The sequence below is a fragment of the Coprococcus phoceensis genome, assembly GCF_900104635.1.
Taxonomy (GTDB): Bacteria; Bacillota; Clostridia; order Lachnospirales; family Lachnospiraceae; genus Faecalimonas; species Faecalimonas phoceensis.
On record NZ_FNWC01000007.1, the window covers coordinates 2,115,048 to 2,137,045 of the forward strand.

Below are 21,998 nucleotides of genomic sequence, written 5' to 3' on the forward strand. Positions count from 1 at the left end.
ATATAAGTAAAAGCCGAGTACCCTCTGCTCACTTATTTATTGTTATAGGTTTTTTCTATATATCAGACCTCTTTTTCTGTTGGTCTTTTTTTTAACACTTTTTTGGCGGAGGCATGTGGGAATCGAACCCACCCGGGACGCTCTTAACGCCCCACACTGGTTTTGAAGACCAGGAGGCACACCAGTCACCCAACTACCCCCATATCATATTTCGTTGCTCACTAACTTTATCACAATTTTCCGCAGTTTTCAACACTTTTTAGACATTTTTTATTAAATTTATTTTAGCAAAATTTCATTGACTTTTCAAGCCTTTTGGGACATAATAGTGTATATAAACTGAACTAGATACTAGAATATAGTCTAATCGTTAGTTTTTTATCATTTCTTACCTTATTTTAGAGATGTTATGATTCAAAAAATCCGATCAGGCACTCTTTGCCAGATGACAATTTATAGTTATTTTCTATAATTGAATGTAAGCACAGTCACAGACTGCTCAATCGGAGACCAATTAGAGATATGACTAGTATGTGTATTCAGAGCAAGCATTAAACAAAAATAAAAAGAAAGAAGGTTGTATATTATGAAATTACAAGCCAACGTAGATTTTGATCGTTTTGAAGCACAACTTCAAGTAGTAGACGCTCATACTGTGGGAGAATTTTGTAGAGTCGTAATCGGCGGCTTCCCGGAACCTGAAGGAAACACAATGATCGAAAAGAAAAAATGGATGGAACACAACTACGATCACGTTCGTACAGCATTGATGTTCGAGCCAAGAGGACATCATGATATGTTCGGTGCTTTCCTTTGCGAGCCAGTGAACAAAGAAGCAGACTTCGGTGTAATGTTCATGGATACAGGCGGATACTTAAACATGTGCGGACACTGTACAATCGGTGCTGTCACTGTAGCCATCGAAGCTGGTTTAGTAGAATCTCACGAAGGAGAGAACTCTGTTGTATTGGATGCTCCTGCAGGACTTATCCGCACAACAGCAATCGTAAAAGACGGTAAGGTAGAAAATGTCACATTAACAAACGTTCCTGCATTTGTTTACAAAGAAAACCTTTCTGTTACAGTTGACGGACAGGAAATTCCATTTACAATTTCTTTCGGTGGAAGCTTCTTTGCATTAGTCGACACAACAAAATTAAACATCGGAGAGATCAATCCAAAGACAGTTCCTGAGTACACCAAATTAGGAATGAAGATGATGGAAATCATTAACAAAGAGATTCCGGTAAAACATCCATTGCTTGACATTGATACAGTTGATCTTGTAGAATTCTACGGACCAACTCCAAATCCTGACAAAGCAACTATGAGAAACGTTGTTGTATTCGGAGATGCTATGGCTGACCGTTCTCCATGCGGAACAGGTACAAGTGCAAAACTTGCTACACTTCATCACTGGGGAGAGATCAAAGTAGGCGAAGAATTTATCTACGAAAGCTTTATCGGAACAACTTTCAAAGGTGTGATCAAAGAGACTACAAAAGTTGCAGATTTTGATGCTGTCATCCCAATGATTACAGGAAGCTGCTACTTGACAGGTGTTGGAACATATCTCATTGACGGAACAGACCCATTGAAATATGGTTTTCAGGTAGGCTAGTCTAGACAGCACAAAATAATTCTGTTATAATTTATAAGAATGATAAAAGCGGATTATCTCAATCCGCTTTTATTTTGTCATTTTGAAACAATATTAATTTTTAAGAAGGAAGTGAAATTACATGCCAAGAAAACGCCAATCTACAAAAAGCCGCATCGTCAAAGCCGCATGGAATCTATTTTACAAAAACGGATACGATGCCACTACTGTAGATGACATCATTGCTGCATCCAAGACTTCAAAGGGAACTTTCTATCACTATTTCAAAGGAAAAGATGCTCTTTTAAGTTCTTTGTCTAATCTATTTGATTCTAAATATGAAGAATTAGCCGGAGTAATAGACCCCAATCTTCCCTCTTATGATAAACTGATGTTTTTAAATCAAGAATTATTTTATATGATAGAGACGAGTGTAGATATCCATTTGTTGGCATCACTCTACTCCTCGCAGCTGGTCACCAAAGACAAAAAATCGCTGCTCGATAAAAAACGATTCTATTACACATGGATTACAGAGATTATAGAAGATGGGATTCAAAAAGGAGAGTTTGCCTCTACAAGCACTACAAGCGAACTGGTAAAGATTTACGCTATGTTTGAGCGGGCATTGATTTATGACTGGGTTCTTTGCAAAGGAAAGTATTCACTGTCCGAATACAGCCAGAAACTGCTCCAGCCAGTTTTAGAACGCTTTAAAATCGGGTTTGAACAAGAATAGATTGTGCACAAGCACAATCTATTCTTTCTTTTACACCATACATTCGTGTATCTCTTCTTCTTCAATTCCAACTCTTTTCATTATCTCCTGCACCTTTTCGCGCTCTTTTAGATCCGCGCACCAGGAAAGTCCGCACCCAGCTGAGATTTCCCGCGGAACCGGAATCAATCTTCCCGGAACCTGATGCTCTTTACAGCATTTTTCCATCGCCATCGCATCTGCGGTTGTATGAAATGTCACGATTAATTTTAACTCTTTTTTTCTCATAAATCTATTCTTCCTCTGCCAATTCTTCTATCGCCCTGATTGCAGTTTCCACTTCTTCCTCTGTATTATAATGGGAAAAACTGAATCTGACTGCACCTTGTTCTACCGTTCCTAACGCCTCATGCATCAGTGGCGCACAATGCGCCCCAGGTCTTGTGCTGATTCCATACGTCACAAGCAGTTCGTCACTCACTTCCGAAGAATCATATTCTCCAATATTCAGCGTCACAATCGGACAACGATTTTCTGTATCAAAATCACCGTACACCTTCACTCCAGGAATATTTTTCACGCCACGATAAAACTTCCACATATGTTCCAGTTCCCGCTTACGAATCTTTTCAATCCCTTCTGTTTTCAGATAAGAAAGTGATGCATGCAGACCTGCAATTCCATGTCCGTTCAACGTTCCTGCTTCCAACGCTGTCGGCATCTCAGCCGGATGCTTTTTATTATACGTCTGCACACCGCTTCCGCCGGTTTTCAAAGGTCGTACTTTCACGCCTTCTCTTACATACATCCCTCCGGTTCCCTGCGGTCCAAGAAGACTTTTATGCCCGGTAAAGCACAAGATATCAATATGCATCTCCTGCACATCGATCGGGTATACTCCCGCTGTCTGAGAAGCGTCCACAACAAAAAGAAGCCCATGCTTTTTCGCAATCTCTCCGACTCTCTTGATATCTATCATATTTCCTGTAAGATTCGATCCATGTGTACAGATAATAGCTTTCGTGTTCTGACGGATCTCGTGTTCTATCTCTTCATAAGAAATATTTCCTTTACGGTCGCTTTTCACAATGCTCAATTCGACTCCACGCTCTTCCATCTCATACAACGGACGCAAGACGGAATTATGTTCCAGCATTGTCGTGATCGCATGATCCTTCGGATTCAAAATCCCTTTGATCGCAATATTGAGTGATTCTGTAGAATTACTTGTAAACACAATCTGTTTTGGATTTTCCGCGTCAAAGAAATCTGCGAGTAATTCTCTTGTATCATAGATTACTCTCGCAGCGCTCAAAGACGCTTCATTCGCACCTCTCCCTGCATTCCCCATTGAATTCATTGCATGCATGACTGCCTCAGCAACTTCTTTTGGTTTTCGCATTGTCGTTGCGGCGTTATCCATATAGATCATTCTCATTCCCCCACTTTCTGCAAACACTGTGCCTTCTGCCTGTAAATCTCTTTTACGGTCTTTACAAATTTTTCCGACAAATGAGACAACTGAAAACTCCTGTTATACACAACGTTGATATCTCTCTTTCCATCTTCTTTTGTAAGTGGAAATCCCAAAATTGCTCCTTCTGCAATTTCTTCTTCCGCCGCAAGTCTGGAAATGATCGACACTCCCATTCCATTACTCACTGATTTTTTGATCGCTTCCTGATTCTCCATGCTCGCCACAATGTTGAGTCTGCCAATCTCAACTCCACTTTTCTTCAATTGCTTTTCCGCTTCTTTTCGCGTGCCAGAACCCTCTTCTCTCATAATCAGCGGCTCCTGCAAAATCCATCTAGTATCACTGGACGTCTCCTGCAATTTCCGGAATTTCTCATTGTTCGGAGCGATGATGATCAACTCATCCTGATAAAACGGAACATATTTGCAATGTTTCTTATCTATGACCGTCCCTGTAAAGCCGATATCCACTGTATGATTCAGTACTTCCTCCACCACTTTGGCGCTGTCTGTCTCAATGACCTTGAACTGCTCATTCGGATATTTCTCATTGAATTTCACAAGAATCTCCGGAAGCAGATATTGTGCCGGTATCGTAGACGCCGCAATCGTAATACAGTGTTCTTCTTTCTTTTCATTCTCCAAAAATGTCTTTTCAATTTTTTTCTGCAGCGCAACAATCTGTTTTGCAGAATCATACAATAGTTTTCCCTCTTCTGATAATTTTACTTCTTTTGTATTTCTTACAAACAATCTGGCATTCAATTCTTTCTCCAGACCGGCTATGTGAGCGCTGACAGTTGGCTGTGTCAAGAACAGCTCCTTTGCCGCTTTTGAGAAGCTTTCCCCCTCCGCAACATGTACAAAAGCCTCCAATTGTTTTAAATTCATACGTAAGCTACCCTTTCACTCTCTGTTCCATTCTTCTTTGTCACTTTGATACTATCCATATATTCCAAGATTGGTTTTGCACTTTTTCTGCTTGTCCCAAGGAGATCCCGAACCTCTGCAATCGTAATCAACGGATTCTCTTTCAGTCGGTTCTGAATGACTTCTTTCGCTTTCTCAATAATGCTTTTCAAGGTGTAAATATCCTCCGTGATCTTCACCACAATATCCTCATCAATCAGTAACAGCATGATATCTTCTACTTCTTCCCGTTTTATATTCCCAAAAGAAATCTCTGAAAATCTTTGAAAATCAAACTGTACCTTTTCAAATTGTTTCTGAACCGTCTTCAATACCTTTTCATAAACCGCATCTTTTCGCACTTCAAATTCCGGGAGCTGCAAAAATTCCTGATGACGTTTTAAAGCACCTTCCTCTGACAGCATCTCCACATACAAATCAAATACGTTTAATTTTACCTTTTTCATATAAGTCATATGGATCTCTGCTTTTTTCATTCCATACCGATACGGATATTTTTCATGATAACCGCAAAGCGCTTCCGTCAGCCGGTGACGCATATTCTGTTCATGTATCGTATGCCACACATATGTATCCTTCTTCATACGAAATACTTTCACAATGCCCTGCTGTTCCAAAGACTGTACATCTTCCGTCACCTCTTCCATCGAAAGCGCCGTCAGTTTCGCAAGCTCTGTCACAGTAATCATCGTCTCCTCATGTGACTTTACGTGCAGTTCAATGACATCTTCCGAAGATCCGGATTCTTTTCTCTGCAATTCCTCAATCGCATCTTTGTCAAATCGTTTCTTTTTCTTCGGATTTGGTTCTAAAACAATTCCGCCCCCGATGGTCTCCATCGGAGAATAAAAACGCACTACAAACTTGTCCCCTCTGCGAAGTGCAATCTCCTCTTCCAGTCGAAGCTGTACAAATCCACTCTCTCCCGGTCCAATCTCTTCTTTGTCAAGCAGCACCGCTCGGCAGAGAATCTCGCTTGTACCGGTAAACAAATGCAGTCTTGTATGGTTCGTCAACACACGCATAGATGACGGCAGCACATTTAGTTTCACGTCTAAAAGCATCGTATTTTTCATGTTGTTTGGCGGCGCAAGTACACACCCTCTCCGAAGTTCACTTTTTTTCACATTCGACAGATTGATTGCAACACGCTGTCCCGCATAGCATTTCTCTACATCCTGCCCATGCACTTGAATATTTCGTATCTTACATTCTTTTCCAATCGGATATACCTGCAGATTATCCTCTTTTGAAATCGTTCCCGCAAGCAATGTCCCGGTAATGATCGTTCCAAATCCTGACAGGCTGAATACACGGTCAATCGGCAGCCGCGGAATCGTATTCACATCTTTTTCTACCACTTCTTCCGCAGTCAGTCGCTCGATAACCTCTATAAGCTCTGGTATCCCCTGTCCGGTCGCTGCCGACACTTCCACGATCGGCGCCTGTTCAAGGAATGTGCCTTCCAATTCTTCTTTAATCTCTTCTTTGACAAGCTCCAGCCAATCTTCTTCGACCAGATCACACTTATTCAACACAAGAATACTCTTTTCGATTCCAAGCTCTCCTAAAATGTCCATGTGTTCACGTGTCTGTGGCATGATTCCCTCATCTGCAGCAACAACAAGCATGACAAGATCCATACCGACAACTCCCGCAACCATGTTGTTGATAAACCGCTCATGTCCAGGAACATCGATAATTCCGACACGATCTCCGTTTTTCAAATCAAAATATGTGAATCCCAAATCGATCGTGATCCCTCTTCTTTGTTCCTCTTCCCACCGGTCTGTATTTCGACCGGTGAGCGCTTTTATCAAAGTTGTTTTACCGTGGTCAATATGACCGGCTGTTCCAATAATAATATTTTTCATAATCAGGTCGTAAGCCTTTCTATTTTCTGTAACTGTTTAAAATATGCAAAATTCTGGATCCCAATTGTTCTGACATCTAAGAAAATTTTGTCATTCATCGTTCTCGGGATAATCGGCACAGGAAGAAAACGCATGTATTCTTCCAACTCCACTGTCGACATTCCAAGCGGCTTGATCGTCACTGCCATGCTCGGAATTCGTTCAAGCGGCAGGGATCCTCCTCCGATTTGTGAATGACACTCCTCCAGTTCAATCTCCGCATGTAAAGAAAGAGTATTCAGCAGACGTCTCAGACGCTGCGCCTCTTTTTTCACCTCTTCAAATGGTTTCGTCATCATCTGAAGAACCGGTATATTTTGTACCGCTCTTTCTTCGGACAAATATTCTTTCAAAACGACTTCCAACGCAGATGCCGTAAATTTGTCAATTCGCAGCGCACGCATCAATTGATTTTGTTTCATCCTGTCAATATATTTTTTCTTTCCGACAATGATGCCTGCCTGTGGTCCGCCTAAAAGCTTGTCTCCACTGAAGCACACGACATCGGCGCCATTTCGAATAGAATCCTGAACGGTCGGTTCGTAGGTGATGCCGTATTTACTCAAATCAATCAGAACACCGCTTCCAAGATCTTCAATCACCGGAAGGTCATGCTTTTCCCCCAGTGGAACCAGTTCATCAATTCCAACCGACTCGGTAAATCCCACGATTCGGTAATTACTTGTGTGTACTTTCAAAAGTGCTGTCGTCTCCTCCGTAATCGCATTTTCATAATCAGCGAAATGGGTCTTATTAGTTGTTCCAACTTCTACAAGTGTCGCACCGCTTTGCTCCATCACATCCGGAACCCGGAATTTTCCACCGATTTCAACAAGCTCTCCTCTTGAGACAATCACCTCTCCGCCTTTTGCCATCGTACTTAAAATAAGCATCACTGCAGCGGCATTATTATTGACCGCAATCGCCGCCTCCGCACCGGTTACCTTGCATAGCAGCTCTTCAAAATGTGAATACCGCTCTCCACGTCTTCCCGCTTCCAGATTATATTCGAGATTTGAGTATCCTGTCGCAATATCAGAAATATGTTTCATATGCTTTAAACTGATCGGTGCACGTCCCAAATTCGTGTGCAGAATCGTTCCTGTCGCATTGATGATTTTTTTCATATTTGGATTAAAAATTTTCTCTGCCTGCAGCCTGATCTGCTCTATCAAATTTTGAACCTGTTCTCGTGCTTCCTCTTCTGAATCACATTTTTCAATAAACTTACGGAGTCTGTCCATCTCCACTCGAATGGCATCTATCACAATATCCCTTCCGTAAACTTCTATCATTTGCTTTATTTTCTCATCTTCGAGCAACACGTCCACTTTTGGTATGCTGCGGTATAAAAGATTCTTATCCATCTCACTTGTTCTCCTAATATAAGCGAATCAATTTATCGCCTTTTTCTACTACTTTCCCTATAATCGACACCTTTGTGTCCATATTTTTTTCTTCAAACGCTTTCATAATATCATCTACATATTCCGGTGACACACTGATCAGAAGTCCTCCCGAGGTCTGCGGATCATACAGAAGATCAATATAGTGTTCTTCTACATGTTCCATATCGACCATCTCTGCGGAATATTCCCGATTCTTATATGCCCCTGCAGGAACCAGTCCCATCTTTGCATAGGAAACAGCTTCCTCCAAATATGCAATATCTTTTACCTGAAGTTCAAATGTCACATCACTTGCAGATGCCATCTCCACACAATGTCCAAGCAAACCAAAGCCTGTAATATCCGTACACGCTGTCACCGGATAATGCTCAACGACTTCTTTCCCTTTCTTATTGAGAGATGACATAACTGTAATCGCCTCTTTGATCGCTGCTTCAGATGCCATCTCTGCCTTGATTGCAGTGTTGACAATACCACTTCCAATCTGCTTTGTCAGGATCAGTACATCTCCCGGTCTGCTTCCATAATTCTTAAAAATCTTATCTGGATGCACAAACCCAGATACGCACAATCCGTATTTCGGTTCATCATCCTGCACCGAATGTCCCCCCACAAGAACAGCACCGGCTTCTTTTACTTTATCCGCGCCTCCTGCGAGAATCTCCCCCAGTATCTCAGGGTCGAGACAATTCGGGAATCCCACAATGTTCAATGCAATCTTCGGTTCCCCTCCCATCGCATATACATCACTTAATGAATTTGCTGCTGCAATCTGACCAAACGTATACGGATCATCGACAATCGGAGTGAAGAAGTCAACCGTCTGGATCATTGCAATCTCATCTGTCACTTTATAAATCGCAGCATCGTCTGATGTTTCGATTCCCACGATCAAATTATCGTCTTGGAATTTTGGCAACTTACCCAGAACCTGGGCAAGGGTCTCAGGACCTATCTTTGCTGCTCACCCCGCCGTCTTTGTCATCTGTGTCAGTTTCACATCATACCTCATATATCGTATTCTCCTTCTCTTCCTCTTTTGTTAAGGCTTTACAATCTTGTCTGCCTCTGCCATCTTTTCCACGATCGTGTACATATTTGTCACACTTCCGACCTGAATCTTCTCAGTGAGACCATAATAGTTCAGGCAGGTTCCGCAAGTTAAGATCTCTACTCCCTGTGCCTCAAGACTCTTTAAATCTTCGAGTGAATCTGAGCCTTCCGCAGTGAGTGTGGCTCCACCGTTGTAAAACAGCATTGTCTTTGGCAGTTTTTCAAGCTGTGTGACAGCAAAAAGGAAACCTTTGATCAGCACCTTTCCAAGTTCGTCATTTCCATTTCCCATACGGTCAGAATTGATTACGATCACCGTATTTTCTCTCTGATCCGGCACACAGACCGTCTCTTCTTCACTTTCCTTTGCTCCATTCATAAGAATCGTAATCTTAAATTCTTTTTCTGCTGTTTTTTCAGAAGTAACTTTAGCTCCCGCACTCGATGCCATCTTTGTCACATTCTGAACTGCGATTTCATTGTCAACCAACACTTCTATCGTCTCTTTACCGTTCACTTCCTGCATTGCTTTTTTTGTTTTAATTACCGGAATCGGACAGTTGTCTCCAATTGCATTTACTTTTAACATCATTCTCTCCACCTTTTCTTTTTTTCTTGTCAACTTTCCTACATTCTTCACTTATAGAAATATTCTATCACTAAACCGACAGAAGGTAAACTGATTTTGTTAAAATTTTGTTTATTTTTTTAATTTAATAAATCTATACAAGCCTTGAAATTATTGGTATAATTGGGAGTACTGTAGACCGTAGTCTATATTCAGCAATTGCAATATTGAAAATTATATGAGATGATAGTTTTAAGACAAAAATTTCTTTGTTAATAGAAAGGATTACAATATTATGTGGATAGCAGATGAATGGAAAGATTATGAAGTGATTGACACTTCCAACGGAGAAAAGCTGGAGCGCTGGGGCGATTATCTTTTGGTAAGACCGGATCCTCAGGTAATTTGGGACACAAACAAAGCTCACAAAGGCTGGAGAACTATGAATGGTCATTATCACCGCAGCAAAAAAGGAGGCGGCGAGTGGGAATTTTTTGATTTACCACAGCAGTGGCAGATTCATTATAAGAGCCTTACTTTCAATTTAAAACCATTTAGTTTCAAGCACACCGGACTTTTCCCGGAACAGGCGACGAACTGGGACTGGTTCTCAGAGAAGATAAAAAAAGCCGGGCGCCCAATCAAGGTACTGAACCTCTTCGCTTACACGGGAGGAGCCACTCTTGCGGCAGCTGCTGCAGGTGCACAAGTCACACATGTGGACGCATCAAAGGGAATGGTTACATGGGCAAAAGAAAATGCAGTCTCATCAGGACTGAAAGACGCTCCGATCCGCTGGCTTGTAGATGACTGTGTCAAGTTCGTGGAGCGTGAAATCCGCCGCGGTAACCATTATGATGCAATTATTATGGATCCTCCTTCCTACGGACGCGGACCAAAAGGAGAGATCTGGAAGATTGAGGATGCAATTCATCCACTAATTAAATTGTGTACACAGATTTTATCGGACAACCCGCTGTTTTTCTTGATCAACTCTTACACAACAGGGCTCGCTCCTGCCGTATTGACTTATATGCTTGCAACGGAATTGAAACGCTTCAATGGGACAGTTGATTCACAGGAAATCGGACTTCCGGTAACTGAGACCGGACTTATACTTCCTTGCGGTGCCTCCGGGAGATGGGAATCGAAGTAATATAAAAAAAGATTGCACACGCAATCTTTTTTAATCCTCTTTTATATATTTCACCATCTCTTCCAGTGTATCAAGCTTCATCCAGATTATCTCTTCCAACTCTTTTGGCGGCTGCACAAGGTCTGGAACCGCTACAACTCGAAGTCCCGCTGCCACCGCTGAACGAATTCCCGCCGGCGCATCCTCAAATGCAACGCTCTCCTGCGGCAACACTCCAATCGCCTCACAAGCTTTCTCATAAATCTCTGGATCCGGTTTAGAATGGCTCACCATATCGCCAAACACAAATCCGTCAAAATAGTCATACACCTTTGCTTCTTTTAAAAGTCTGGAAGCATAATCTCTTCTGGAGGATGTCGCCACAGCAAGACGATATCCCTTTTCTTTTCCAAGCATAATCAGCTCTTTCGCTCCCGGCTTCACTGCAAGACCTTCGCTGTCTACAATCTCACGGAACACCACTCTCGTCCTTGCCGTAAATTCCTCATGTGGAAACTTCGGGTCGATATGTTTCAAAAAATAATTTTTCCTGCTGACCACATTCATTCCGAGCGTATTATAGATATGTTCTCCGATATTTCCATATCCCATCTCGCACCCTACAATATTCCAGGAGCGCTGTACTACTCGCTCCGAATCAAAAATAAGTCCATCCATATCAAATATGAATGCTTTCATCTCCATGCTGCCGCTAACACCTTTATTCTTCAAAATTAATACTTTCCTCCGTTGCATCATTCAGATAAGTCACTACATCTTCTAATTTTGCGAGGACTTCCTGTCGCTCCTCCCAGTCTTCACCGACCATCTCCTTGTTTACAAGACATTCTTTTACATGTTTCAAATTGTGAATTAAGTTTTCGTTCATATCGATGCCTCCCTTCGCTTCGATAAACACTCCCGTAACTTCATACCACTATTTTACTACGAATTTGTACTTCTTTCAACAAGGCGATGCAAGGTTCGTCTCAACAAAATAATCGAAATTACCATCGCAATAATCTCTGCGACCGGGAACGATATCCAAACTCCTGTCACACCGAGAAATCTCACTAACATAAGTGATACCGGCACTATGATGACCAATTGACGCAGCAAAGACACCACAAGTGATTCCACACCTCTTCCAAGCGCCTCAAACACACCCGCAAACACCGTGCTGACCGCCGAAAAAATAAACCCGGTTCCAATGACGCGAAGCGCCGTTTCTCCCATTGTCATCATCTCATCTCCCGCCTTGAATAGTTCCAGAATCGGTCTAGGCAGCAGCACAAACAACATCGTCCCTAAAATCATAATGACTCCCGACACCAGCACACTCACTTTGATCGTCTCCTTCAGACGGTCGTATTGTTTTGCTCCATAGCTGTAGCTGATCATCGGACGCATTCCCTGAATCACTCCGTTTCCAGGCATATATACAAACGACTGCAGTTTGAAATAAATTCCAAGCACTGCCACTCCCACCTGAGAGATCGCCGCAAGGATTCCATTTAAAATTCCAATCAAAACAGATGGCAGTGACATCATAATCGTGGACGGAATCGCTACGACATAAAGCTGGCTTACAATTGTCTTATCCAAACGAAATCCTTTAAACCGGATCTTGATTTCTTTACATCTGGCCACAAACAAAATCACAGAACAGATACATGCTGCAAATTGCCCGATCACCGTTGCGATCGCCGCTCCTTTTACCCCGAGTGCCGGGAATCCGAAATAGCCGAATATCATGATCGGATCTAAAATAATATTGATAATCGCACCGAGTGCCTGCATCGCCATCGGAATCACCATATTTCCACAGGACTGAAACATCTTTTCGATCGCAATATGGAACAAACTTCCGGAGGAAAGGCAGATGACGATATATGAATATTCACATCCCCACCTCAGCACGTTTTCATTCTGTGTAAACATCTGCAAGAACGGCTTCGTCAAAAAAATTCCAACCAGTATAAAAATAATCGCATGAATCGCCGTAAAGAAAATTGTATGAGCAGCAATGCGGTCTACCCGGTCTTGATTTTTGGCTCCCAAATTTCTTGCAATGCCTGCATTTGCCCCCACTCCAAGTCCTACCGCAACCGCCAAGACAAGATTCTGCAAGGGATATGCAAGGGAAACTGCCGTCAGCGCTTCTTCACCCAATCGCGCAACAAATATGCTGTCCACTATATTGTACATAGACTGGATCAGCATCGACACCATCGGCGGTACTGCCATAGACATCAAAAGCGGAAATACCGGTTTGGATTCCATTGGGTTTTTCATCGTTCTACCTCCTCTTTGAGCACTTCATAAATATAAGAAATCGGCAATCCGACAACGTTATAATAGTCTCCTTCTATCTTATCTATATGGATTGCAAACCTCCCTTGGATTCCATACGCCCCCGCTTTGTCCATGACATTTTCATGTTCGATATAGTCTGTGATTTCTTCTTCACTCATCGGATTTACAAATACTTCCGTGCACACTGCATGATTGACTGTCCGGCAGTTTCCGAACTCATCAAAAATCAAAATCGCAGTCCCGGTATAAACCTGATGTGCTCTTCCTTGCAGACTCTGAATCATCGCAAATGCATCTTCTTTTGACTTTGGTTTGCCCAAAATCTTTCCATCCAAAGCTACAACCGTATCGGCTCCGATCACGATCACATTTTCTTGTTCCAAACTTTGCGCGACATCCTCAGCCTTCAAAAGAGACAGTTCTTCTACAATCTCATCCGGTCGCTCACTTTGATAAACCTCTTCCTTTTTGCTCACCTGAATTTCAAATGTAAATCCAGCCTGTTTCATCAACTCACTTCTTCTTGGTGATGCTGAAGCAAGCACAATTCTTTTTTTTCTCATTTTCTCCCCCTTTTTGGCAATAGAATCGAACTCAAAATTCCCACAGCCAAGCCGAAAATTGCAGGTATGATCCACACTAACTGTTCTTTATATAACGGCAGACTCTTTAAAACAGTTGTAATCACGCCCATTTTTACCCCAAGCGTTCCTAATATATAGAAAACGCTTGTCAGTCCTGTCATCAGAATCGTAACCGGATAGACAAATCTCCATTTTGCGATCCACGGATGCAAAAATGCCAATACAATCAATACGATTGCCATCGGATAAATCGTCTGCAAAATCGGAACTGATACTTTCAAAATATTACTCAGTCCAAGATTGGATACCAGAAAACTTATTCCGGCAAAGACAGCGCTCCATACAATATACGGAACCTTTGGAATCAGTTCTTTGAAATATTCACTGCAGCAGCACAATAAACCGACACATGTATTTAGACATGCAATCAGAAAAATAACTCCGAGCAGAACAAGTCCTGCCTGTCCAAATATTTTCTGCACAACATATGTCAGAACCTGCGCACCATTTTCCCCGTTCTGATACGTTCCACTCACCATCGCTCCGATATAGCAAAGCGCGCTGTATATTGCAAGCAGGAGTCCACCTGCAATCAGACCTGCCTTCATCGTCTCCTTGACAACTGCCCGCTCCTCAGTCACTCCTTTGGCACGAATTCCGAGTGCGATTACGATTCCAAAGTTCAATGCTGCAATCGTGTCCATCGTCTGATAACCTTCTAGAAATCCTTTTACAAAGCTTCCTGCCTGATATGCCTCTGTCGACGCCCCAAAGCTTCCTGATTTAAAAAACAGCGCCCGCACAAATACGATAAAAATCAACGCAAGCAGACATGGAGTTAAAAATTTTCCCAAACATTCTGTCAATTTTTCCGGTTTCAAAGCAATCAAAAATGCCACGAAAAAGAACGCCGCTGAATAGATCAGCTGTACTTTCCCTGCATCGATACCCGTCGGAATAAAAGGCAGCACTGCCATCTCAAAAGAAGTGCTTGCCGTTCTCGGAATTGCAAGTCCCGGCCCAATCGACACATAGATTAAAAGGGTAAATATAGATGCAAAAACAGGATGAACTCTTTTTGCCAGCACATCCAACCCTCCTGATTTTGCGACTGCTGCCACACCAAAAATCGGAAAACCTATCGCTGTAACGGCAAATCCCGCCATGGCTATCCATACATTTACGCCTGCTTGATTTCCTAAAAACGGCGGGAAAATCAAATTTCCCGCTCCAAAAAACATGGAGAACAATGTAAGTCCCACTAATATTGTATTCTTTTTTGTCAATTGATTCATTTCTTCCCTCTTTTCTTTTTTTCACATATCCGCTATTATAACATTTTGGGACTCTATGTTCTACTGTTTTTTTATTTGAATTGTGCTTTCATTTTCTCTCTTTTCAACTAAGCCTTTTTATCAATTTCCGAAATCGTTCATCCCCCCGTAAAAATTCTATCTCCTCATCGTTTTCCAATGCTTTTCTCAGCATTGCTTTTACCATAGACCTGTCACTCGTCTCCGCAAATTGCATATGTCTGTACAAATCCGCTTTTTTGAAAGAATCTATCGTTTCTATGCTGGCAATCTGTTGCTCTAAAAGTATAAGACACTCCTCTTTATCCTTTCTATCCAATGCCATATTGAATCTCGGAGAAAGAATCATATAGTCGCTCATCTCTAAAATACGTGAAATTTCCTCCGCCTTTTCCATCAGTTTTTCTGCTCTTGCAACATCATTTTTCTCCATCTCCAATAAATAAAGTCCTTGAAAGCAAACATTGATTTCCGAACAGCTCTGAAAGAGAATCCGCTCCAAAAGTTCATATGCTTCCTGTCGCTTTCCGGCCTTTCTATAAAGCATTGCCTGAAGCCTATCCAAATTTATCCATTTCTTCGGTATTCTATCAAGATAACTTTGTGCCAACTCATACTGCCCAGTTCGCAAACATTCATTATACAATGCAATAATTGCTCCCTGCCTGATTTCTTCCTCCTCACTCTCCAAAGCCCTGTCATAAATAGCGAGAATCTCTTTCTTATACTGCTCTTTTCCACGCACATCCTCTATCCCGAAATAACTATCCAAAATCTGCGCCAAGACAAACGCCAACTTTCCACAGTTCGGATACTCCTGTATTTTCTGCATCGCACTTCGAAATACATCCTCGTAAGGCTCTTTCATCAGACGCTTCCCGATTTCATTTGAAATATTGGCGATCTCCTGCTTTGTCAATTCTTCGCGATACGATAACAATGTATCCGTGCTAATTCCCAAAAGTCTTGCAATTGGAGCTAAAAGCATAATATCCGGGCATGCATTTCCATTCTCCCACTTATTCACCGCAGGTGCTGTCACGCCGAGATAAGATGCCATCTCTTCCTGTGTCATATTCTTTTCTTTTCGATACTTTCTGATTACCGTTCCAATTTGCATAAATCCTCATCCTCCATTTTTTATTTGCAAGGGCCTTTGCTTATTTATATCATAGCAAACAGAATCGCTATGCACAATTGAAGGTCGGTTAACTTATCGGAATATTTATTAACCAGCGAGAAAGAATCCCTTAGGATTTTCTTTAGAAATTTCATAATTCTTTTCTTCTTTCGACATATTTTACTCACAAATATCCTTTATAATGAACTTATCAAATCAAAGAAGACAACGGTTGTATTTAAAACCTTATTTATGGCTGTTGGACTTCGCCTAACAATTACGTTTTAAAACGTTTACATATATTTTTCTCCTTTCTCAGGCTGGCACATTGGTGCCGGTCTTTTTTTATGTATTCTTACACCCATTTACGGATATTTAACTTCTTCTATACAAAAATGTGTAGTACGCATTCTTAAATACACAAAAACAGAGAGATAATTACTTATCTCCCTGAAAATTAACGCTTTATCAGCGTTTCACAAAATATTCCTCATACCATACAAGGAAGGTATAAATTGTCCACACTTTTCTCCAATTGTCAGAGTTTCCATTTACATACTCATCAAAAATTGCGTTAATCTCGTCCACATTGAAGAATTTCTCTGCCATCTCACTTTGGAACTTCGCACGCACATCTTGATTGTAACGATCATCTGCCATCCAAATTCGAATCGGCACAATAAATCCAAGTTTCTTACGGAAAGCAATCTCCTCAGGAAGAACCTTCGCGGCTGCAGTACGAAATGCCACCTTGTTCTGTTCATCATTGACTTTATATTTAGACGGCATTCTCGATGCAATATCAAAAATTCTCCGGTCTGTCAGTGGCATACGGATCTCCAATCCCGCCGCCTCGCTCATCTTATCGACATTAAGGTAAATATCTCCTTCCAGCCAAATCTGAATATCGACATTGGACATTTTCGAAAGTGGGTCTAACCCTTCCATCTCTTCATAAATCGGAGCCGCAACTTCAATCGGCAGCACATCTGGATCATAATGCTTCAAAATCTTTTGTTTCTCATCTTCTTTCATGATGTTCGTGTTTCCAACATAAAAATCCTTCAGATTCTCACCGTATCGCTCTGCATTGCGATACATATTATATCCTCCAAAGAACTCATCTGCTCCTTCACCTGAGTAGCAGATCTTCGTATGCTCTGCTGTCGCTTTACATCCGATTGCAAAAACAATTGCTGACGCATCCCCAAGTGGCTGCTCCATATTGTACATGACATAAGGTACTGTCTCAAAATACTCCTCCGGCGTGATAACGCGTCTGGAAAATGTTCGTCCAAGAAGGTTTGCTGTCTCTTCTGCCATCCTTGATTCGTCAAATCTCTCTTCCTCATATCCACAGCAATCTGCTACTTTCGCCTCAGACATTGCAAGCACATAGGAAGAATCCACGCCGCCGGATAAGAACGATTCTACTGTCTCATCCTTTGCCTTCACTTCCGGCATGATTTCCTGAAGTGTCGTATGGATCTCATCTGCCCAGTCTTCCAATGATTTACTTTCATCTGGATGAAACTGCGGACTCCAGTAGCGCTCAATCTTCAATACTCCATCTTTCCAGATCAAGTACCGTCCCGGCATCAATTTTTTTAATCCGCGGAAAAACGTATTCTCACCCGCAACATATGTCAGGCTCAAATACAGCTGAAGCATCTCCTCATTCAATTCTTTTTTGAATCCCGGCTGCTCCATGATCTTTCGGATTGTTGTGCCATAAAGAAGTGTCCCATCTTCTGTCTCATAATAGTAAAACGGTTTTGTTCCAAACGGGTCTCTCAGACAGAACAACTGATTGTTCTCCTCATCCCACAAGGCAAATGCAAACATGCCGTGCATGTGATCTGCCATCTCATATCCCCATGTCTCATATGCTTTCACCAAAATCTCTTCTTCCCGTTCTTTGCGCGGCAGCAAAAGAGAAATCCCAAGCCGCTCACAGAGTTCTTCCCAATTGCGGATATGTCCTCTGTATTCCTGTACTTTTATCATCTGTATCATCTCCTGTAAATGTGATTTCATCCTACTTTGATAGTACGATTATAACGCAAATCAAAAAAACCGCCAAGTGTTTGTTTCTCAAAACGGAAGGTTCTGAACTATTTCCTTATAAAATTCCATATTTTTTCTTGATGCGCTCTAATTTTCGATCCATCGGTCCCGCCAGAAAGAACAGGAACACCATTGTGGAAATCCCATGCACGATATTAAACGGCAGACCACTTGCATACATTGCCGCAAGCGCCTTCCACGAAAATCCGGTGCCAAACATAGTAATGGAAGACGTATCCATCAAAAAGCCATAGATTACAAGTGTTGCAATTCCCCCATACAGGCATAAAATCAACTTGCTTTTCTTATATTTTTCCCGTTTTCCACGGAACAATAAGCCTGCAAGAAACCCAATAATGCCAAACGCAAACATTTGCCAAGGTGTCCACGGTCCCTGACCGAAAAAGAAATTAGAGACAAATCCCGCAACCGCACCTGTCAAAAAACCTGCTTCTGCGCCGAGACTGATTCCGGTTATGATCACTATGGCTGTCACCGGCTTAAACTGTGGCAGCATAAAAAATGCCATACGCCCAACAACTGCAATCGCAGCCATAACCGCAATCAAAAGCACTTCCCTTGCCTGTGGTTTCCGATCTTCAAAAATCATGCAAAACGGTATCATTGCAAGCCCAATAATACACAAAGCAATGAAAGATGCGCTTCTGTCATTCAGGAAAAAGATTCCGAAAAAAATCAAACACGGAATCGCAAACAAAATCAAAAAAATGGAGACTTTGGTTCGCTTTCCGATTTTTTTATCCTCACGCACACTTCTCTGTATATACATGATCGCCTCATACTCAAACTGCGTATCCAAAAGCTTTCCGACCGCTGCAATCATCACTAAAGCAAGAATCAACTGTGCATATGGAAATGCTGTCAGCTGAAGATAGCTGTGTATCGTCAAATTGATAAAATGACTCTCTCGTCCAATCTTTTCATTTAGAAACAGGTTTCCCTGCATGTTTGCCGCAAATGCCAGTGCCGGCAAAATTGCCGCTACCAAAAAGGTGAGACGAATATATACTACACTTTTTTTCTTCCACCTATATGCTGCAATCGCAGCACCAATCAGGAGAACTGTCAAAATAATTGCAAAGACCTGCAAGGCAATACTCCACTGCCCAATCGTTTTTATTTCCTCCGCCGTCAACAGTTCCATGGAAAGTTTTCCTCCTCCACGGATACTTTTCTGTATATTATCCACACATTCTGACACATTCCACAACGTATATGAAGTCTGAAGTTTTGAGTATTTCAAGACCGGCATGGAAAACCACGGCAGAAACAGTTCAGCAACAACCATAAATCCACAAGAAAAAATCGGCAGCATCGCCTTTGTATCTACTCCTGTCGCCTGTTTTTGCTGCATGCTTCTATCACTTCCTTTACTGTTACTGCATCCGGATATAACTGTCTCGCCATCCGGTTTGCCGCTGTTGTATAAAAACTATTTCCGACAAAAAATGCTTTTGCACTTTGCGAAGTTATAACACTTCCATCAAAAAACATTGCACACGTATCTCCATAAGAAGCACAAAATTCAATGTCATGCGACACCATCAGAATTGTGACACCTCTCTTTTTCAGACGCTCAAAAATATCCGCAAGTTTTTGTTTGTAAAAACCATCAAGACCTTTTGTCGGCTCATCCAAAAGCAAAATCTCAGGTTCCAGGAGAAGCACCTTTGCCAGAGCCGCCCTTTGCTGCTCGCCGCCGCTTAGGTCGTACGGATGCATATCAAGCAGATGACCGATTTGTGTATCTTCAATCACACGCTCCATTTGCTTTTCATATTCCTTTTTTCGCTGGATATGAAATCCAGAAAACATTTCCCACAAGTCCTCACGGACTGTGTTTCCCACAAAAAGACTTTGCGGGTTCTGCGGAAGCACCCCTATCAAACCATGAAACAATTCTTTTTCCTTTCGCTTGCGAATATCCTTTCCTTTCAGCAGGATTTTCCCTCGATAAGGTCTTCGAATTCCGGATAAAAGTGATAATGTCGTACTTTTCCCAGTTCCATTTCCGCCTAACATGCAGAAAAGTTCGCCCTTTTTTACCTGCAGGGACAGATCTTTCACGACATCCGGCATCTCTTTTTCGTATCGGAACCACACTTCCTTTGCCTCGATGACAACCTCATCTTTTCCTTTTGTACTCTTTTCGTTCTCTGTCTCACAGAATCCAGATTGCTCTTTTTCAAAATGTGCCTTCAGCCAGTTTCTCCCCTCGCAGACCGTCAAAGGGCATGTTCCGACCTGTCCCGTTCCATCATAAATCTGTACCGGACTTGGCATTGCAAGAAACAGATCATTTCCGGCAAGCGCCTTTCCTACCTGCCTTGGCTCATCATACAAGATTTGTCGTCCCTCCTCCAGAACAAGCACTTTATCTGCCATCGGAAACACTTCTTCCAAACGGTGCTCGATGATGATCACCGTCGTCCCAAGTTCCAGATTAATTTTCCGTATCGTTGCAAGGAATTCACTCGCCGCAATCGGGTCAAGCTGTGAAGTCGGCTCATCAAGCACAAGCACCTTCGGCTGCATTGCCATCACAGAAGCCAGATTTAAAAGTTGTTTCTGTCCTCCCGACAGTTCCTCCACATTTTTCGCAAACCAGTTCTGAATGCCAAAAAAGCTCGCCATCTCAGCTACTCGAAGCCGAATCGTCTGTTGATCATATCCGAGATTCTCAAGTCCAAATGCCATTTCATGCCACACTTTATCTGTCACAATCTGATTGTCCGGACTCTGAAGAACATATCCGATCTCACTTGCCTGTGTTCTGACAGATACCTGCTCCAAAGCGTCCCCCAAAAATCGAATTTCTCCACTTCTTGTCCCATATGGTGTCAGTGCAGTTTTAAAATGCCGAAGCAATGTCGTCTTTCCGCAGCCAGATTTTCCACAGATGACAATAAATTCTCCCTGTTCAATTGCAACATTCACCTCCTGCAAAGCCGGTGTCTTTGCCTCTGGGTAAGTAAATGTCAGATTTCTGATTTCAAATAGTGCCATTTTATATCCTCCACAATATTAATCACCATAGGAAGCATACACATTCCCCCATAAATGACATAGATCAAAAGTGTTTCCCAGTTTAACGGATTTCCCTCCATCATCGGGAAATATAAAAAATATACTTTTTTTGTTACAATTCCGCCAAGCACAATCAGGCCTGCTACAGCCATCACCGAAAATATCCTTTTGTCTCTCGTATCAAAACGATAGATGGAAAAAATAGTTCTGCCACGCAGTCCATATCCTCTCGACTTCATGGAATCTGCTGTCTCCACTGAATTTTCCAATGCCCACGTCGTCATGATTGAAAGAATTTTCATGCCGTGTTTTGCCTTTGCAAGTGTATTTCCATTTGTCACATCTCTCCCAATACACTTCTGCGCATCGGACACTTTTTCAATCTGATTTTTAAACTTCGGAACAAAGCGAAGCACCATAGATAAAATCAATGACATCGCCGGAATTAGTTTCCCAAACAGATAAATGAATTTATCCGAGGTCATAATGACCTGATAGCAGGAAAACCAGTTTAATACCGACACAAGCATCACACCGGACGCCAGTCCATATACAATGGATTCTAACGTCAGGGGATTGCCCGTTCGAAAGTAGAACAAAAGTGTCACTCCCTCATGATTAAAAAGAGGATTTACAAGTGCTGAGATCAAGAATACAGGAATCATGAGCCATAGAGCTGTTTTGAATGCTTTCTTTCCTTTAAGATAAATATAGTAAATAAAACCACTCACACAGGAAATCCCTAGAA

20 protein-coding genes and 1 tRNA gene are annotated in these 21,998 nt (G+C 42.0%); 3 read left to right on the forward strand and 18 right to left on the reverse strand.

Annotation, left to right across the window (positions count from 1 at the left end):
* Positions 1-103 precede the first annotated feature (103 nt).
* A tRNA-Sec gene (locus tag BQ5364_RS13800) sits at positions 104-201 on the reverse strand.
* Positions 202-586: 385 nt separating this feature from the next.
* Between BQ5364_RS13800 and BQ5364_RS13805 the strand changes: the two genes are divergently transcribed.
* Positions 587-1,621: a proline racemase family protein gene (locus BQ5364_RS13805; protein WP_071144478.1), complete on the forward strand. Its 1,035-nt coding sequence runs from the start codon at positions 587-589 to the stop codon at positions 1,619-1,621.
* Between the two features lie 121 nt (positions 1,622-1,742).
* A complete protein-coding gene (locus BQ5364_RS13810; protein WP_004613591.1) occupies positions 1,743-2,339 on the forward strand; it encodes a TetR/AcrR family transcriptional regulator in 597 nt (198 codons plus the stop codon).
* A gap of 30 nt (positions 2,340-2,369) precedes the next feature.
* Here the strand turns inward: BQ5364_RS13810 and BQ5364_RS13815 are convergent, their stop codons facing one another.
* Genes BQ5364_RS13815 through yedF form a run of 7 tightly spaced genes read right to left on the reverse strand, consistent with a single transcriptional unit; the run spans position 2,370 to position 9,688 of the window.
* On the reverse strand, positions 2,370-2,606 hold the full coding sequence (locus tag BQ5364_RS13815) for a putative Se/S carrier protein (RefSeq protein WP_004613590.1): 237 nt from the start codon (positions 2,604-2,606) through the stop codon (positions 2,370-2,372).
* 4 nt (positions 2,607-2,610) lie between these two features.
* Positions 2,611-3,750 carry an aminotransferase class V-fold PLP-dependent enzyme gene (locus BQ5364_RS13820; RefSeq protein ID WP_044987652.1) on the reverse strand — a complete coding sequence of 380 codons (1,140 nt, stop codon included), beginning with the start codon at positions 3,748-3,750 and terminating at the stop codon, positions 2,611-2,613.
* Positions 3,751-3,752: 2 nt separating this feature from the next.
* Positions 3,753-4,685: a selenium metabolism-associated LysR family transcriptional regulator gene (locus BQ5364_RS13825; RefSeq protein WP_004613587.1), complete on the reverse strand. Its 933-nt coding sequence runs from the start codon at positions 4,683-4,685 to the stop codon at positions 3,753-3,755.
* Positions 4,682-6,598 (reverse strand): selenocysteine-specific translation elongation factor, encoded by a 1,917-nt coding sequence (selB, locus tag BQ5364_RS13830; protein ID WP_071144479.1) that lies wholly within the window; start codon positions 6,596-6,598, stop codon positions 4,682-4,684. The genes BQ5364_RS13825 and selB overlap by 4 nt, the downstream gene beginning before the upstream one ends.
* 2 nt (positions 6,599-6,600) lie before the next feature.
* Entirely contained in the window at positions 6,601-8,004 is a 1,404-nt protein-coding gene (gene selA / locus BQ5364_RS13835) for an L-seryl-tRNA(Sec) selenium transferase (RefSeq protein WP_004613584.1), read from the reverse strand.
* A gap of 13 nt (positions 8,005-8,017) precedes the next feature.
* On the reverse strand, positions 8,018-9,058 hold the full coding sequence (gene selD, locus BQ5364_RS13840) for a selenide, water dikinase SelD (RefSeq protein ID WP_083382863.1): 1,041 nt from the start codon (positions 9,056-9,058) through the stop codon (positions 8,018-8,020).
* 30 nt (positions 9,059-9,088) lie between these two features.
* The gene (yedF, locus tag BQ5364_RS13845; protein ID WP_044987650.1) at positions 9,089-9,688 is read right to left on the reverse strand and encodes a sulfurtransferase-like selenium metabolism protein YedF; all 600 of its coding nucleotides are present in this window, start codon (positions 9,686-9,688) and stop codon (positions 9,089-9,091) included.
* A gap of 274 nt (positions 9,689-9,962) precedes the next feature.
* Here yedF and BQ5364_RS13850 point away from each other — a divergent pair, with 274 nt between their 5' ends.
* Entirely contained in the window at positions 9,963-10,823 is an 861-nt protein-coding gene (locus BQ5364_RS13850; RefSeq protein WP_071144480.1) for a class I SAM-dependent methyltransferase, read from the forward strand.
* Positions 10,824-10,853: 30 nt separating this feature from the next.
* On the opposite strand, the gene BQ5364_RS13855 is transcribed toward BQ5364_RS13850, so the two are convergent.
* The 10 genes from BQ5364_RS13855 to BQ5364_RS13895 form a co-directional block, all read right to left on the reverse strand.
* Positions 10,854-11,507, reverse strand: a complete 654-nt coding sequence (locus BQ5364_RS13855) for an HAD family hydrolase (protein ID WP_044987649.1) — start codon at positions 11,505-11,507, stop codon at positions 10,854-10,856.
* A 16-nt stretch (positions 11,508-11,523) separates the two neighbouring features.
* Positions 11,524-11,691, reverse strand: a complete 168-nt coding sequence (locus tag BQ5364_RS18105; protein WP_022251013.1) for a hypothetical protein — start codon at positions 11,689-11,691, stop codon at positions 11,524-11,526.
* 56 nt (positions 11,692-11,747) lie between these two features.
* On the reverse strand, positions 11,748-13,097 hold the full coding sequence (locus tag BQ5364_RS13860; RefSeq protein ID WP_004613578.1) for an MATE family efflux transporter: 1,350 nt from the start codon (positions 13,095-13,097) through the stop codon (positions 11,748-11,750).
* Complete coding sequence (locus tag BQ5364_RS13865; RefSeq protein ID WP_004613577.1) at positions 13,094-13,681, reverse strand: Maf family protein; 588 nt, start codon at positions 13,679-13,681, stop codon at positions 13,094-13,096. The genes BQ5364_RS13860 and BQ5364_RS13865 overlap by 4 nt, the downstream gene beginning before the upstream one ends.
* Entirely contained in the window at positions 13,678-14,997 is a 1,320-nt protein-coding gene (brnQ, locus tag BQ5364_RS13870) for a branched-chain amino acid transport system II carrier protein (RefSeq protein ID WP_071144481.1), read from the reverse strand. The genes BQ5364_RS13865 and brnQ overlap by 4 nt, the downstream gene beginning before the upstream one ends.
* A gap of 103 nt (positions 14,998-15,100) precedes the next feature.
* On the reverse strand, positions 15,101-16,135 hold the full coding sequence (locus tag BQ5364_RS13875) for a helix-turn-helix domain-containing protein (RefSeq protein ID WP_071144482.1): 1,035 nt from the start codon (positions 16,133-16,135) through the stop codon (positions 15,101-15,103).
* Between the two features lie 468 nt (positions 16,136-16,603).
* Positions 16,604-18,142, reverse strand: a complete 1,539-nt coding sequence (asnB, locus tag BQ5364_RS13880) for an asparagine synthase (glutamine-hydrolyzing) (RefSeq protein ID WP_044987555.1) — start codon at positions 18,140-18,142, stop codon at positions 16,604-16,606.
* 115 nt (positions 18,143-18,257) lie between these two features.
* Entirely contained in the window at positions 18,258-19,577 is a 1,320-nt protein-coding gene (locus tag BQ5364_RS13885; protein WP_004613495.1) for an ECF transporter S component, read from the reverse strand.
* Positions 19,550-21,229, reverse strand: a complete 1,680-nt coding sequence (locus tag BQ5364_RS13890; RefSeq protein WP_004613494.1) for an ABC transporter ATP-binding protein — start codon at positions 21,227-21,229, stop codon at positions 19,550-19,552. The genes BQ5364_RS13885 and BQ5364_RS13890 overlap by 28 nt, the downstream gene beginning before the upstream one ends.
* Positions 21,202-21,915 carry an energy-coupling factor transporter transmembrane component T gene (locus tag BQ5364_RS13895; protein ID WP_331463029.1) on the reverse strand — a complete coding sequence of 238 codons (714 nt, stop codon included), beginning with the start codon at positions 21,913-21,915 and terminating at the stop codon, positions 21,202-21,204. The genes BQ5364_RS13890 and BQ5364_RS13895 overlap by 28 nt, the downstream gene beginning before the upstream one ends.
* Positions 21,916-21,998: the final 83 nt, after the last annotated feature.

Excerpts from the sequence above, each read along its gene's own strand:
- BQ5364_RS13895 (WP_331463029.1), bottom strand. The coding sequence starts at position 21,915 with ATGATTCCTGTATTCTTGATCTCAGCACTTGTAAATCCTCTTTTTAAT.
- BQ5364_RS13885 (WP_004613495.1), bottom strand. The coding sequence starts at position 19,577 with ATGCAGCAAAAACAGGCGACAGGAGTAGATACAAAGGCGATGCTGCCG.
- BQ5364_RS13805 (WP_071144478.1), top strand. The coding sequence starts at position 587 with ATGAAATTACAAGCCAACGTAGATTTTGATCGTTTTGAAGCACAACTT.
- BQ5364_RS13860 (WP_004613578.1), bottom strand. The coding sequence starts at position 13,097 with ATGAAAAACCCAATGGAATCCAAACCGGTATTTCCGCTTTTGATGTCT.
- BQ5364_RS13855 (WP_044987649.1), bottom strand. The coding sequence starts at position 11,507 with ATGGAGATGAAAGCATTCATATTTGATATGGATGGACTTATTTTTGAT.
- BQ5364_RS13890 (WP_004613494.1), bottom strand. The coding sequence starts at position 21,229 with ATGGCACTATTTGAAATCAGAAATCTGACATTTACTTACCCAGAGGCA.
- BQ5364_RS13875 (WP_071144482.1), bottom strand. The coding sequence starts at position 16,135 with ATGCAAATTGGAACGGTAATCAGAAAGTATCGAAAAGAAAAGAATATG.
- yedF (WP_044987650.1), bottom strand. The coding sequence starts at position 9,688 with ATGTTAAAAGTAAATGCAATTGGAGACAACTGTCCGATTCCGGTAATT.
- BQ5364_RS13825 (WP_004613587.1), bottom strand. The coding sequence starts at position 4,685 with ATGAATTTAAAACAATTGGAGGCTTTTGTACATGTTGCGGAGGGGGAA.
- brnQ (WP_071144481.1), bottom strand. The coding sequence starts at position 14,997 with ATGAATCAATTGACAAAAAAGAATACAATATTAGTGGGACTTACATTG.
- BQ5364_RS13810 (WP_004613591.1), top strand. The coding sequence starts at position 1,743 with ATGCCAAGAAAACGCCAATCTACAAAAAGCCGCATCGTCAAAGCCGCA.
- BQ5364_RS13820 (WP_044987652.1), bottom strand. The coding sequence starts at position 3,750 with ATGATCTATATGGATAACGCCGCAACGACAATGCGAAAACCAAAAGAA.
- BQ5364_RS18105 (WP_022251013.1), bottom strand. The coding sequence starts at position 11,691 with ATGAACGAAAACTTAATTCACAATTTGAAACATGTAAAAGAATGTCTT.
- BQ5364_RS13815 (WP_004613590.1), bottom strand. The coding sequence starts at position 2,606 with ATGAGAAAAAAAGAGTTAAAATTAATCGTGACATTTCATACAACCGCA.
- selA (WP_004613584.1), bottom strand. The coding sequence starts at position 8,004 with ATGGATAAGAATCTTTTATACCGCAGCATACCAAAAGTGGACGTGTTG.
- asnB (WP_044987555.1), bottom strand. The coding sequence starts at position 18,142 with ATGATAAAAGTACAGGAATACAGAGGACATATCCGCAATTGGGAAGAA.
- BQ5364_RS13850 (WP_071144480.1), top strand. The coding sequence starts at position 9,963 with ATGTGGATAGCAGATGAATGGAAAGATTATGAAGTGATTGACACTTCC.
- selB (WP_071144479.1), bottom strand. The coding sequence starts at position 6,598 with ATGAAAAATATTATTATTGGAACAGCCGGTCATATTGACCACGGTAAA.
- BQ5364_RS13865 (WP_004613577.1), bottom strand. The coding sequence starts at position 13,681 with ATGAGAAAAAAAAGAATTGTGCTTGCTTCAGCATCACCAAGAAGAAGT.